The 12,537-nt window shown below is 61.7% G+C and carries 15 protein-coding genes; 6 read left to right on the top strand and 9 right to left on the bottom strand.

What is annotated here, in order from left to right:
* Positions 1 to 34: 34 nt before the first annotated feature.
* Complete coding sequence (locus tag ACSQ26_RS02115) at positions 35 to 262, top strand: hypothetical protein (RefSeq protein WP_436005820.1); 228 nt, start codon at positions 35 to 37, stop codon at positions 260 to 262.
* On the opposite strand, the gene ACSQ26_RS02110 is transcribed toward ACSQ26_RS02115, so the two are convergent.
* From ACSQ26_RS02110 to ACSQ26_RS02085, 6 genes are all read right to left on the bottom strand, one after another.
* A complete protein-coding gene (locus ACSQ26_RS02110; protein WP_436005818.1) occupies positions 217 to 909 on the bottom strand; it encodes a phosphoribosyltransferase in 693 nt (230 codons plus the stop codon). The genes ACSQ26_RS02115 and ACSQ26_RS02110 overlap by 46 nt on opposite strands.
* A gap of 97 nt (positions 910 to 1,006) precedes the next feature.
* Positions 1,007 to 1,213 (bottom strand): hypothetical protein, encoded by a 207-nt coding sequence (locus tag ACSQ26_RS02105; protein WP_436005816.1) that lies wholly within the window; start codon positions 1,211 to 1,213, stop codon positions 1,007 to 1,009.
* A gap of 18 nt (positions 1,214 to 1,231) precedes the next feature.
* Entirely contained in the window at positions 1,232 to 1,696 is a 465-nt protein-coding gene (locus ACSQ26_RS02100) for a YbhB/YbcL family Raf kinase inhibitor-like protein (RefSeq protein ID WP_436005814.1), read from the bottom strand.
* Between the two features lie 34 nt (positions 1,697 to 1,730).
* Positions 1,731 to 1,973 carry a hypothetical protein gene (locus tag ACSQ26_RS02095; RefSeq protein ID WP_436005812.1) on the bottom strand — a complete coding sequence of 81 codons (243 nt, stop codon included), beginning with the start codon at positions 1,971 to 1,973 and terminating at the stop codon, positions 1,731 to 1,733.
* A 243-nt stretch (positions 1,974 to 2,216) separates the two neighbouring features.
* A complete protein-coding gene (locus tag ACSQ26_RS02090) occupies positions 2,217 to 2,498 on the bottom strand; it encodes a hypothetical protein (protein WP_436005810.1) in 282 nt (93 codons plus the stop codon).
* Between the two features lie 27 nt (positions 2,499 to 2,525).
* On the bottom strand, positions 2,526 to 3,752 hold the full coding sequence (locus ACSQ26_RS02085) for a TIGR03862 family flavoprotein (RefSeq protein WP_436005808.1): 1,227 nt from the start codon (positions 3,750 to 3,752) through the stop codon (positions 2,526 to 2,528).
* 147 nt (positions 3,753 to 3,899) lie between these two features.
* Between ACSQ26_RS02085 and ACSQ26_RS02080 the strand changes: the two genes are divergently transcribed.
* Complete coding sequence (locus tag ACSQ26_RS02080; RefSeq protein WP_436005806.1) at positions 3,900 to 4,637, top strand: 2OG-Fe(II) oxygenase; 738 nt, start codon at positions 3,900 to 3,902, stop codon at positions 4,635 to 4,637.
* A 61-nt stretch (positions 4,638 to 4,698) separates the two neighbouring features.
* On the opposite strand, the gene ACSQ26_RS02075 is transcribed toward ACSQ26_RS02080, so the two are convergent.
* The gene (locus ACSQ26_RS02075) at positions 4,699 to 5,697 is read right to left on the bottom strand and encodes a GntR family transcriptional regulator (RefSeq protein ID WP_436005804.1); all 999 of its coding nucleotides are present in this window, start codon (positions 5,695 to 5,697) and stop codon (positions 4,699 to 4,701) included.
* Between the two features lie 165 nt (positions 5,698 to 5,862).
* Between ACSQ26_RS02075 and ACSQ26_RS02070 the strand changes: the two genes are divergently transcribed.
* The 4 genes from ACSQ26_RS02070 to ACSQ26_RS02055 all read left to right on the top strand — a co-directional run bounded on the left by ACSQ26_RS02070 (position 5,863) and on the right by ACSQ26_RS02055 (position 10,496).
* Positions 5,863 to 6,897: a substrate-binding domain-containing protein gene (locus ACSQ26_RS02070; RefSeq protein ID WP_436005802.1), complete on the top strand. Its 1,035-nt coding sequence runs from the start codon at positions 5,863 to 5,865 to the stop codon at positions 6,895 to 6,897.
* 151 nt (positions 6,898 to 7,048) lie between these two features.
* Positions 7,049 to 8,020: an ABC transporter permease gene (locus ACSQ26_RS02065; protein WP_436005800.1), complete on the top strand. Its 972-nt coding sequence runs from the start codon at positions 7,049 to 7,051 to the stop codon at positions 8,018 to 8,020.
* Positions 8,017 to 8,973, top strand: coding sequence for an ABC transporter permease (locus ACSQ26_RS02060; RefSeq protein ID WP_436005798.1), 957 nt, complete (start codon positions 8,017 to 8,019; stop codon positions 8,971 to 8,973). The genes ACSQ26_RS02065 and ACSQ26_RS02060 overlap by 4 nt, the downstream gene beginning before the upstream one ends.
* The gene (locus tag ACSQ26_RS02055) at positions 8,973 to 10,496 is read left to right on the top strand and encodes a sugar ABC transporter ATP-binding protein (protein WP_436005796.1); all 1,524 of its coding nucleotides are present in this window, start codon (positions 8,973 to 8,975) and stop codon (positions 10,494 to 10,496) included. Before ACSQ26_RS02060 ends, ACSQ26_RS02055 begins: the two co-directional genes overlap by 1 nt.
* Here the strand turns inward: ACSQ26_RS02055 and ACSQ26_RS02050 are convergent.
* Both ACSQ26_RS02050 and ACSQ26_RS02045 read right to left on the bottom strand, forming a co-directional pair.
* Positions 10,490 to 10,852, bottom strand: coding sequence for a response regulator (locus tag ACSQ26_RS02050; RefSeq protein WP_436005794.1), 363 nt, complete (start codon positions 10,850 to 10,852; stop codon positions 10,490 to 10,492). The two genes, ACSQ26_RS02055 and ACSQ26_RS02050, sit on opposite strands and share 7 nt — an antisense overlap.
* 57 nt (positions 10,853 to 10,909) lie before the next feature.
* Positions 10,910 to 12,532, bottom strand: a complete 1,623-nt coding sequence (locus tag ACSQ26_RS02045) for an FGGY-family carbohydrate kinase (protein ID WP_436005792.1) — start codon at positions 12,530 to 12,532, stop codon at positions 10,910 to 10,912.
* Positions 12,533 to 12,537: the final 5 nt, after the last annotated feature.

Raw genomic sequence — 12,537 nt, 5'->3', positions numbered from 1 at the left:
CCGTTGAATCCGGACCTTTCACGGAGTGCGGATCATGGTAGATTTCAAGCCTCGCGAGGATCATCGCGGTCAAGACGAACCGCATATCGGCCAGAGCCACTTTGAAAAGGATCAGGTCGAGAAGGCGGCCAAGGCGATCGACCAGGGACCCAATTTCGGGACGCCCGGCGACCCGCCCGGTCTCGATCCGAATGCGGAGAAGAAACTCGACGAGGCCTATGAGGATATCGATCGCGAAGAAGGCGTACCGCGCTCGGGATGATCGGTTTCTCCAATGATCCGCATCACCTCTTCATCAGGCACCTGGCCGAAATCGTCGTAATGGCCGCCCACCGACATGAAGGTCCGTGGCGTCGATAGGCAGTTGACCCGATCGACCTCGCGGGCGAGCCGTTCAATCGTCTCCGGTGGAGCGACGGGAACAGCAAGCAGCACATAAGCCGCCTGCATCTGCCTCAGCCCCTTGATCGCGGCGAGCACGGTATTTCCCGTCGCTATGCCGTCATCGACAAGGATCACGTTGCGTCCCGCCAGCGGAATGGGTGCACGACCGCCGAGATAACGCGCGCGGCGCTCGGCGATGACGGCCAGTTCACGCGTGGTTTCCTCTTCCACATATTCGTCCGTGGCACCGGCATAGCGCATCGCATTCCGATCCAGGACGCGTTCGGGCGGATCGCCGTCGATCACGGCGCCTACGCCATATTCCTTGTTCGCAGGCGCTCCGATCTTGCGCACGAAGAGGAGATCGAGCGGAGCGTCGAGGAAGCGTGCGATCTCATAAGCCACCGGCGCTCCACCGCGCGGCAGGGCGAGCACCACAGGGTCCTCGATCGCAGTGCCGCCGAGTGCCTCGGCAAGCTGCCTGCCGGCGTCTGTTCGATCTCGAAATTCAGCCGATCCAAACATGGTCACAGTCCGAATGGATAGGTTTCGGGCACCCTGCCACCCGATCCGCGTCGTTGGGCTTTAGGTCTGCCATGCTCATGACGTTCACCTTGGCGTGCTATTTGTTGGTGCGTCCTCGTTGTTTTGGATCGATGCCGCCTTGCGGCGTCGTGTCGTTGGCAACGTCGCCTTCCACCGTGTTGTCCGCCTGCAGCGACTCATCCTCCTCGGGCAGGATAATGCCGCGCGAACGGCCGATGCCGGGGTCTTGCTTGAGATCCTTGTCGCTTGGTTTTCGTGTCTTGAAATGTGCAGCCGAAGTCATGATCGGTTCCTTTCCAACCTAGTGTACTTCGAAAGTGCCGGTCAGTTCCGCCTCGGCGAGCGCGTGTTTCCTCGCCTCTTTCCATAGATGCTCCACCCCTGCCGACCCTGGCACAGCCAGATGCGGAACATCGAGCGCCGCTAATCGGAAGTGGTAATGGTGCGTACCGTGACCCTTCGGCGGCTGCGGGCCATCGTAGCGAGCATCGCCGAAATCGTTCTTGGCAAAGCGCGGACCATTGCCGGGCTTGGTGTCGATGCTTTCCGGCAAGCCATCCCAATCGGCGGGAATGTTGAAAATGCCGCAATGACGGAACGTGCCGCGCGGCGCATCCGGATCCTCGACGATCAATACGAAGCTTTTGGTATTTTCCGGCGGACCGCTCCATTTCACCGGTGGAAAAAGGTTCTCGCCGTCGCGTGCATATTTCGTCGGGATTTGCTGCCCATCGGCGAAAGCCGGGCTCATGAGTGTCAGGGACATCTGATCCTCCTATCACTCTCGAATGATGACAGATTCAGTGCGGTTTGCCGGAGCCTTTGTGATGCGCGCTTTCCTGGTTGCCACCGCGGATCACACCACGGTTCTCGGCGAGGCCGTCGGGACCGGGCTTCAGGTTCTCACCTTGCTGGAAAGCTCTCTTGGCCCCATCGGAGCGCTTGAGGTCGGTTTCGATATCGAAATCCGGGCCGGCATTGGCCGTATTGACGCGCTTCTCGATGATGCGCATCTGCTGCTCGTGCGTCTTCTTGGATTGCATCACGAAGCTCCTCTTCATTTTCATGACAGGAGCAGAACAATCGGGAAATGGAAGTGTTCCCGAATTTATCGCGACGTGATCTTGCGGAACGCATATGACATGGGCTGGGCGCCGAAGGTCAAGACAGCGATGAATGCGAGAACGAACAGGTGCGACATTTGAAATGCCTCCATTGGCTTGATTGCCGTTGGAGGGTTTCTTGCATGGCTGGGTCGATTTGGCTGTTCCGAATGTAACAGGCCGTTACTTGCTGAGACGGCGATGGTTGGCGCGGACTTGTCTGCGATAATGCGCGACCGTGCTCTTGCCGACCGATTCCATGGATTTGCCCGAGGCGAGGGCAAACGCGCCATCTATCATAACCGAAGAGGCCGCCTGAAGTTTCTCCGAGGTCATGAGGCTCGCTTCGCTGATTGCCTTGGGTCCGCCCGCTGCGAGTTTCATCATCCTGAGGCCAATCACCATGTTGGATTCGAAGGCGAGTCGCGAGAGATCGAAGAACATCTGGTATGGCGAGTGCCGCATGGCGAGCCCCTTTGCATGTGTGGACCTTCAACGGTCTCTGTTCCTACCGTGTTCCAGCCAGTCAATAATCCCCCGGGCCGCAGCACGCCCCGTGGCAAAGCAGGCTGTCAGGAGATAGCCGCCGGTGGGCGCTTCCCAGTCGAGCATTTCGCCCGCAACAAACGTGCCCGGCAACATATCTAGCATGTAATTGGCATCGATAGTGTCAAAAGTGACGCCGCCGGCCGATGAAATCGCCTCCTCGATCGGGCGCGGCCCGAGCAGCGGAATCGGCAGTGTCTTGATATGCCGCGCCAGCCGCTCGGGATCGGCGAGATCGGCTGGTGGGACGAGTTCGCGGATCAGTGCAAGCTTGACGCCTTCGATTCCGGCGCCCTTGCGGAGCCGGGTGGAGAAGCTGGCCTTGCGATCCTGCCGGGCGAGATCCTTGGCAATGCGCTCCAGGTGTCTTCCCGGCATCAGGTCGACGACCAGTTCGGCATGGCCCTCTTTTTCCAATCTATCGCGCAGGGCGGCAGAATGCGCGTAGACCAGGCTGCCTTCGATGCCATGATGGCTGATGACGAACTCGCCCGAAAACGTGCCTGCGGCCGATGTGGCGGTGACCGATTTAAGCGGGGCACCGGCGAAGCCTTCGCGCATGATATCGCTCCAGCGGACATCGAAGCCGCAGTTTGCCGGCCGGAGCTGCGCGATCCGGATACCCTTGTCCGCGAGCCAGCCAGTCCAGGCGGCATCCGAGCCGAGCTTCGGCCAGCTGGCGCCACCCAGCGCGAGCAGGACGGCGTCAGGTGTGATGGCAAACCGGCCGGCGGGCGCCTCAATCAGCAGGCTCTGGCCGTCGAACCCGATCCACCGATGGCGCGTCAGTATCTTCACGCCCTGCGTTTCCAGGCGTTTCAGCCAGGCGCGCAGGAGTGGCGACGCTTTCATCGTGGTTGGAAACACGCGATTGGATGAGCCGACGAATGTCTCCGTGCCAAGGCCAGCAGCCCAGTCTCGCACGTCCTGCGGCGTGAAGGCATCGAGCGCCGGCCGCAATATCGCGGATGTCTTGCCAAACCGGGTGCGAAACGCGGAATAATCCTCGGCATGGGTGATGTTGAGACCCGACTTTCCGGCCAGCAGGAATTTACGGCCGATCGTCGGCATGGCTTCATAGATGGACACGGCATGCCCGGCGGACGACAGCACCTCCGCCGCCATCAGCCCTGCGGGTCCGCCACCGATGATCGCAATTTCTCTATCAGGCATTCAGCCACCCGAATCCTCTCCCGCCACTGATGACCCAGCCCGGCCGCCGGCGCAAGAATATCAGCGAAATACAAGAAACGGGCTGCCTCGCGCGAATGACCCCGCTAACCTGATCCCTTCTCTCGAATGACATGGAAGGATCGACCGATGAACACGCATTTCCAAAACCCCACCAGCGCCGATGCTGCAAGCCGGGTCGCCGCTTATGATTGGCCGGCGCTACGTGCCGAACTGGATTTACACGGCGCCGCCATCCTCCCGAGACTGCTCACGCCTGAAGAGTGTGCCGATATCGCAGCGCTTTACCCGGACGAATCCTATTTCCGCAGCCATATCATCATGGCCCGCCACGGCTTCGGTCGTGGCGAATACCGCTATTTCCGATATCCCTTGCCATCGCTTCTGTCAGGCCTGCGCGGCGCACTCTATGCGCAGCTTGTCCCGACCGCCAATGCGTGGAACGAGCGGATGGGCGACGAGACCAGATATCCGACCGATCATGCGGAATATCTCGAGTTCTGCCACAAAGCCGGCCAGACAAGACCGACGCCGCTTCTGCTGCAATATGTCGAAGGCGACTTCAACGCGCTGCATCAGGATCTCTATGGCGATCTCGCCTTTCCCCTGCAGGTGGCGGTCCTGCTCTCCGACCCCGGCCGCGATTTCACCGGCGGTGAATTCGTGCTGACCGAACAGCGGCCGCGCATGCAGAGCCGCGCCGAAGTCGTGCCGTTGAGGCAGGGCGATGCTGTAGCCTTTGCCGTACATAACCGGCCGGTGCGCGGTTCGAAAGGCTATTATCGCGTCAACCTGCGGCACGGCGTCAGTCGCCTGCGCTCCGGCAAGCGCCACACACTGGGTCTCATTTTCCACGATGCGAAATAACACGCGATAACGGAGGAAATTCACGCCGTTCTTGAAGGGAAGCGATTTTGACGGGCTGCTATTACCTGACCTGAACGAGATATGGCAGCCTGAGCGCCTCCGGCAGCGCTTCGAGCCGGTTCAGAATTTCGAGGTTGGGATTGAGCGCCCGCCGCAGATGCGCCTCCAATATCGAGCACGCCAGATCGATATCGTCATTCAGCAATGCCTTGTACACCATGACATGTTCTTCCGACATCTGTGTGATTTCACCGCCATGCTGGTAGTTCTCGAAGGCCGAGTGCGTCGCGATCAGTATCCGCTGGCTGCGACGGACGGCGTGAAGGAGCAGTGAATTCGGACATGGCGCGAGCGTATGTATATGCAGGTCCGCTTCCAGTTGCTCACGATCAAGCGGCAGCATCTCATGCTTCCGCGCTGTCTCGATCCGATCGAGCCGGGCGCTGATCTCGTTCTTGTCCAACCACCGATATGCGTGACGCAGTGCCTGCGGTTCGAGTATCCACCGCATTTCGAAATGGTGCTCGAGATCGTCCGATGTCATCGGGCCGGCATACCATCTGTTATTGCTATCCTGTTCGATGATGCCAAGCCGTTCGAGTTGCGTCAGCACTTCATGGGCGATCGTGCGGCTGACATCGAAATGCTGGGCAAGCGCGGTTTCATTGAGCATGAAGCGGCCATAGGCAAGGCAGGCCGCGACCGCATGCTCGACGTCCGAATAGATCTGCTCGCGCCGCGTCACGGACGGATTGACGACCTCGGGCGGAACCACGAGGCCGGCCTCGAAGAGCTCGGTCCTGAACGGCTTCGCGCCTGGCACGACATAGCCCCGGCCCTCGAATGTACTCACCAGGCCATCGTCGCGAAGTCTGGAGAGCGCGATCCCGGCAGGCACGCGACTGACATTGAACGCGCGCGCGACATTGGCCTGGCCGAGCACGAGGCCGGGCGGTAGCTTGCCGCGTTCGATGTGATCGCGCAGCACCGCGTGGATCGTCGCGTAAATGGGCTCGTCGCGGCCACCATTCAGCGTTGCGATTTCGCGCTCCGGTTCCAAAAAACTGTCCTCCCCAAACGGCGCATCCACCGAACAACTCCAATAGAGCCCGATCGGCAAAAAAGTCAATAAACGAATATTGCATGCGATATTCGTTCATGTTACCGATAGCTCCAGAGGCACCCTGCGGGAGGAAATCCAGGCTGCACTCACAAGGAGGAAATCATGCGCACTCGTTTTTCCCGCGGCTTTGCTGTCGCGACACTTGCCTGCTCCGTCGCCCTTTTTCCGCTCGTCGCGTCCGCGTCCGATAACAAGATCGTTCTCGTGCCCGGCGGCCCGCATCCCTATTTCGCGCCTTGGGAACAGGCTGCCGCCGACGCCCAGAAGGACTTCTCGATCGCTTCGGTCGAATACAAGGTGCCTTCCGAATGGAAGCTCGAACTGCAGACCGAGCTGCTCGAAAGCCTCGCGGCACAGGGCACCACTGCATTCGGCATTTTCCCCGGTGACGCCGTCGGCATCAATTCGACGATCGGCGAGTTCAAGGCCAACAACATCCCTGCCGTCGCACTCGGCGGCTGCGCCCAGGACCCGACCGACATGAACTTCTGCATGGCGACCGACGTCTACCAGTCGGCCTATATCGGCACCAAGGCGCTGATCGAAGCCATGGGCGGCAAGGGTGCCGTCGTGCACATGGCGGGCCTGCTCATCGATCCAAATACCGTGCTCCGTGTCCAGGCCGTCGAGAAGGCCGTGGCGGAAACCAATGGCGCGGTCACCCTGCTCCAGACGATCGGCGATACCGACAGCCAGGAAGCCGGCGACCAGAAGGTCAACGCGCTGCTCGCCTCCTCGAAGGACAAGGTCGGCGGCATCATCGCCACCGGCTATGTCTCGTCGGTCGTCACCGCGACCGCGCTGAAAAACCTCGGCGACAAGCGCATCAAGATGATCGGCATCGACGACGACAAGATCGTGCTCGATGGCATCAAGGATGGTTTCGTCTCCGGCACCATGGCGCAGAACCCCTATGGCCAGGGCTATATCGGCGCCTATGCGCTCGACCTGATCGCCGGCGGCTGCACGCTGAAGGCCGACGCGCCTTGGGTGAAGACCCCGCAGACGGCACACTTCATCGATTCCGGCACGCTGCTGATCTCCTCGGCCAATGCCGAGACCTACAAGGACGACCTGAAGGCCCTAACCAAGAAGATCCAGGGCTCCTTCAAGGACACCTACCTGACCTGCCCATAAGGCCGGGTCTCTCGCCTATAAACAGCGGGCGGAAACAAGAGAGGTTTCCGCCCATTGGTTTTTGCGGCACACTATCAGCCGACTTCCGCAAACCGGATTTGCTTTCGCCATGACATCCACGGATCAAGTCAGTACACCCCGACGGCCCGGCATGGCCGCGGGTCTCCTCACGCGCGGCTCGACCCAGTTCGGCCTCTTCGTGATCCTCTTCATCATGTGGGTCGTGTTCTCCAGCCTAGCGCCCGGCTTTCTCTCGCGCTTCAATCTCAATTCGGTCGGCCGGTCGGTCGCCATCGATATCGTCGTCGGCTTCGCTCAGATGGTGGTGCTGGCAACCGGCGGCATGAACCTCTCGGTCGGCGCGATCGGCGTGTGCTCGGTCATGACGCTGGGCTACCTCCTGCAGATGTGGGGCCTGCCCATATCCGTCGCGATCCTGCTGACGCTCGGCCTCGGCGGCGTTTTGGGATGGCTGAACGGCTTCGCGATCACCCGTACCGGCGTCAATTCCTTCGTCGTCACGCTTGCGACGGCGAGCCTGTTCACCGGCGCGATGCTGATCTTCTCCAAGGGCGTGCCATTGAATGGCCTGCCGCCCGAGCTCGGCGCATTCGCCAAATCCTCGGTGGGCCGCGTGCCAACGCTGGCAATCGTCGCGATCGGCATCGGCATCGCGCTCTATGTCCTGTTCAAGCATTCCGTCCTCGGCCGGCAGATTCTCGCCGCCGGCGCAAATCCGCGTACGGCGGAAATGTCCGGTGTGCCTGTCGATCGCGTCATCGTCTTCGTCCATGTGCTCTCCGGTGTTCTTGCCGCAGCAGCCGCCATCATGCTGACCGCCAAGAATGGCGCCGCACTGCCCGGCGCTGCCGGCGATGACTGGCTGCTGCCGTCGTTTCTCGCCCCGGTCATCGGTGGCACATCGCTTGCCGGCGGATTGATCTCCGTGGTCGGCACGATTTTCGGCGCGCTGCTGGTCTCGACCATAAGAAGCGGGCTGCTGGTGCTGCAGATCGGCAATTTCTGGCTCCAGCTTTTCCTCGGCATCTTCCTGCTCTGCGCAATCCTGCTTGAACGTTACCGCTCCGCACTCAGCGTCCGCGCACAGACGAGGGCCGCATGAACCGCATCCTTTCCTTTGCTATCCGCCAGCAATGGTCGGGCATCCTCGCGGGCGTCATCGTCGGCGGCATTGCGCTGTCCTTCGCCACACCGCAATTCCTCAGCGAGTTCAACTGGTTCGTGATGCTGCGCAGCATCTGCGTGTCGCTGCTCGTGGCGTTCAGCCAAATGGTCATGCTCGGCGTCGGCCAGATGAATCTCTCAGTCGGTGCGCTCGGCGGCTTGGTCGCGATCATCGTCGGCGGACTGATGGATGCCTGGGGCATGCCACCGCTGCCTGCCATCCTGATCGCCGTGGCCGCTGGCGGTGCGGCCGGCTTCATCAATGGCTGGCTGACGGTCCGAACCGGCATCAATGGCTTCATCGTGACGCTCGCGACTGCCTCCGCCTTCGCGGGCATCAATACCGGCATCACCCGCGCTATCCCCTTCTACAATCTGCCACCGGAATTCGTGGCCTTCGGCAATGGCCGTCTCGGACCGTTTCCCTATCTGCTCATCGTCCCGCTGATCGTCACGGTATTGCTCGCCGTCTTCTTCTCCCGCGTGAAGACCGGCCGCTACATGCTGGCCGTGGGCGGCAATGCCCATGCGGCGCAACTTTCGGGCATTTCGGCGCCGCGCGCGATCATCACAGCGCACGTCATTTCCGGATTGACCGCGGCGGCTGCCGGCGTGCTCGCCGTCGCTCAGCTCGGGTCTGCGCAACCCAGCATCGGCGCGGAATGGCTGGTGATCTCGTTTGCCGCGCCGATCATCGGCGGTGCAAGCCTGGCGGGCGGATCGATCTCGATCCTGGGCACAGTCATTGCCGTGATGCTGATCGGCCTGATCCAGAACGCCATGGTGCTGCTCGCGGTCGATCCCTACTGGGTTACCTTCCTGCTCGGCGCGTTGATCCTCACCGCGGTCTGGATCAACCGCTACCGCGCCTACCGGCTGGGAGAAGACTGATGGTCATGCTTCTCGACAAGATTACCAAGTCGTTCCCGGGCGTCCGCGCGCTGAACAACGCCTCGATCAGCTTGGCGGCGGGCGAAATCCACGCCCTGATGGGCGAAAACGGCGCCGGCAAATCCACGCTGATCAAGATCATCACCGGCATTCACAAGCAGGATTCCGGCTCGATGACGCTCGATGGCCAGGAAATCTCGCTCGCCTCGCCCCGCGAGGCGATCCGGCTTGGCATCACCGCCGTCCACCAGGAGCGCAATCTCATCCCGCGCTTTTCGATCGCCGAGAACATCTTGCTCGAACAACTACCGACCAAAAATGGCCTCGTCGATTTCAGCCGCGCCAATAGAGAGGCGCGCGAACACCTCGCCAAGATCGGCCTCGATGTCGATCCCGCGATCGAGGTCCGGCATCTCTCGGTGGCGCAGATGCAGATGGTCGAAATCGCCAAGGCGCTGAGCCACAAGGCCAAGGTCCTGCTGCTCGATGAGCCCACCGCGTCGCTGACATCGGCGGAGACCGAGACCCTCTTCAAGCTCGTCCGGCAATTGAAGACGGAGGGAACGGCGATCGTCTTCGTCAGCCACAAGCTGGAAGAGGTTCTCTCGCTCTGCGATCGCGTGACCGTACTCCGCGATGGCGAGACGACGCTGGAAGGCGCTGATATGGCCGGCATGACCCGCCAAACACTGATCGAAGCGATGATCGGCCGCGCCGAGCGCATTGTCGCCCATCGCGATCCACGGGTAAGCCAGGGCGACGCCAAGCTCGAAGTGCGCGGACTATCGACTGCCGTCGGCCATCGCGACATATCGTTCACGCTCGGCCGGGGCGAGATTCTCGGTCTCTATGGACTGGTCGGCGCCGGCCGAACAGAACTCGCCCGCGCCCTGCTCGGCAAGGATAGGATCACCGGCGGCGAGGTCATCATCGATGGCAAGCCGGCCCGCATCCGCTCGGTCGAGGATGCCGTCAAGCGGCACCGCATCGGCTATGTCAGCGAGGATCGCAAGCATGAAGGCGTGATCCTCGAACACCCGATCCGCTCGAACATCGCCATCACCGTCTGGAGCCGGATCGCCAAGGCGCTCGGCTTCCTTACCGCGCGCGACGAGACCACGGTCGCGACGCCGCTATCGAAGCAGCTCGAAATCCGCACGCCGAGCCTCGAACAGCTGGTCGGCAATCTCTCCGGCGGCAACCAGCAGAAGGTCTCGCTGTCGAAATGGCTGGCGGCGAATGCCGACATCCTCATCATCGACGAGCCGACCGTCGGCATCGACATCAAGGCCAAGGCCTATTTCCATGAGTTGATCAACGATCTCGCCGACAAGGGCATGTCGATCCTGCTGATCTCGAGCGACATGCCCGAAATGGTGACACTGGCCGACCGCATCCTTGTCATGCATGAATTCGCGATCGTCTCGGAATATGCGAACGACCGGCGCTACGAGAATGCGAGCCGCGCTATCATGTCCGCTATCCACGCCGGACGCGAGCATTCACAAGCGGCGGCTCACTGAGCCTTTTCAGCGAGCCTGGCTTGCAGCCGGCCGGTCAGATGATCGAGCGAAAACGGCTTCTGGAAGAATTCGGCGCCGGGCGGAAGTTCGCCCATCTCCGTTTCGCTGCGGCCCGAAATCAGGAAAACAATGACGTCGGGCCAACGCGACGAGACGATATGGGACAGGTCGATCCCCGACAGCGTTCCCGGCATCCTGATATCCGCCAACAGCACATCGATCGGGAAATAGGCGAGATGCTGCATCGCCTGGCTGGCATCTTCGACGGCGATGACTTCATACGACGCGTCTTCCAACGCATCGGTCATCGTCGCCCGGACGAGCGGGTCGTCTTCCACCAGGAGAACTTTAGACATGATAGCCCCTTCTCGGGCCGCAATAAATCAAACCTGCGGGCCGAGCGCCATCGCAATTTATTGGGATTGACGGCCGGTTTCCCGAATGGCCCTGCCGGCGCCCTGGAGCAGTTCGAAAGCCTTGAACCGCCTGTCATGCCAATCGGCAACCGCCGGCTGCGGTCGGTAGATTTCACCGAGTTCGGACATCGCCGACATGGCTTCAGCCGTGTCCCTGTAGCGCCCGGCGGCAACCGCGCCGAGAATGGCCGAGCCGAGCAGCACCGGTTCCGGCGAGGTCGAGGCAGCGACCGTCAAGCCCGTCGCGTCGGCCAATAATTGGCGCACGAGCGGGCTCTGCCCTGCTCCGCCGCTGACGACGATCGTGTCGGTTGGGATGCCTTTGCTCTGTTGCGCACGAACGATCTGCTTCGCACCGTAGCCCAGACCGCAAACACCCGCGACATAGAGGCCGATCAGGTTCTCGATGCCGGTCTCCATGCCGATGCCAGCGACGAGCGCACGTGCGTCCGGATCGGCGAAAGGCGCGCGATTGCCGAGAAATTCCGGCACGACATGCAGATCACCCACAAGCTTCGCTGCGGACGCGGCACCGCCGCGCTTCTCGGCCTCCTGCGAAAGCCATGCGCTGAGACTGAGATTGTCCTGGTCGGCAAGGACGCTGGCGCCTGAAGCAGCCGGATGCATCCGCACAAGATGGTCGATTGCGGCGCCCGCCGCCGACTGGCCGCCTTCATTGAGCCAGAGCCCCGGCACCATAGCTTGGTAATACGGACCCCATACACCCGGCACGAAAGCCGGTTCCGATGTCGTCGACATGGTGCAGGCGGATGTGCCGAACACATAGGCCATTCGGGTCAGCACCGTGCCGACATTTCCGCGCGCGCCGACCGTGCCGATGCCGCCGGCGTGGGCATCGATCAGGCCGGCGGCGACGGGTGTTCCCAGAGCAAGGCCGAGATCGTCCGCAGCGTGTTTGCTAAGCCCCGATCCAAGAGATGTGCCACCGGGCACGATTTCCGTACCGATGCGCTCGAATCCTTCATCGGCCAGTGCACCGAGCCCGACCTTCCGGAAATAGCCCTCATCCCACCGCGCTTCGTGCGCCAGATAGGTCCATTTGCAGGTGACGGTGCAGACCGAACGCGCAACGCTGCCCGTGCAGCGCCAGGTCAGGTAGTCGGTCAGATCGAAGAACTGCCAGGCCTTGCCGAACGTCTCGGGCATGTTCTCCGCGAGCCAGAGCAGCTTCGGCGTTTCCATCTCCGGCGAGATCGTGCCGCCGACATAGTCCAGCACCTTTTCGCCGGACTGGTTGATCCGGCGTGTCTGGTCCATGGCACGATGGTCCATCCAGACGATGATGTTGCGATCCGCGTCGCCCGATGGCGAGACCGAGAGCGGCTTGCCGCCCTCGCCCAGCACGACCAGCGAGCATGTGGCATCGAAGCCGATCCCGCCGATCGAAGCGGGCTCGACGCCAGCTTCCGCCACGGCGCGTTTCACGCAATCGCAGACAGCCCGCCAGATATCCTCGCTCGACTGTTCGACGACATCGCCCGCTTCGCGCCATACCTGGATATCGCGCTTTGCCGAGGCCAGCATGTTGCCGGTCGCGTCGAAGACCCCCGCTCGCGCGCTGCCGGTGCCGACATCGATACCGAGGAAATGCTCACTCATGATCC

This window comes from Rhizobium sp. LjRoot254 (assembly GCF_964254105.1).
In the GTDB taxonomy this organism is placed as follows: Bacteria; Pseudomonadota; Alphaproteobacteria; order Rhizobiales; family Rhizobiaceae; genus Rhizobium_E.
The sequence above is the reverse complement of the archived record's forward strand: the minus strand, read 5'-3'. Positions and strand labels throughout refer to the sequence as shown.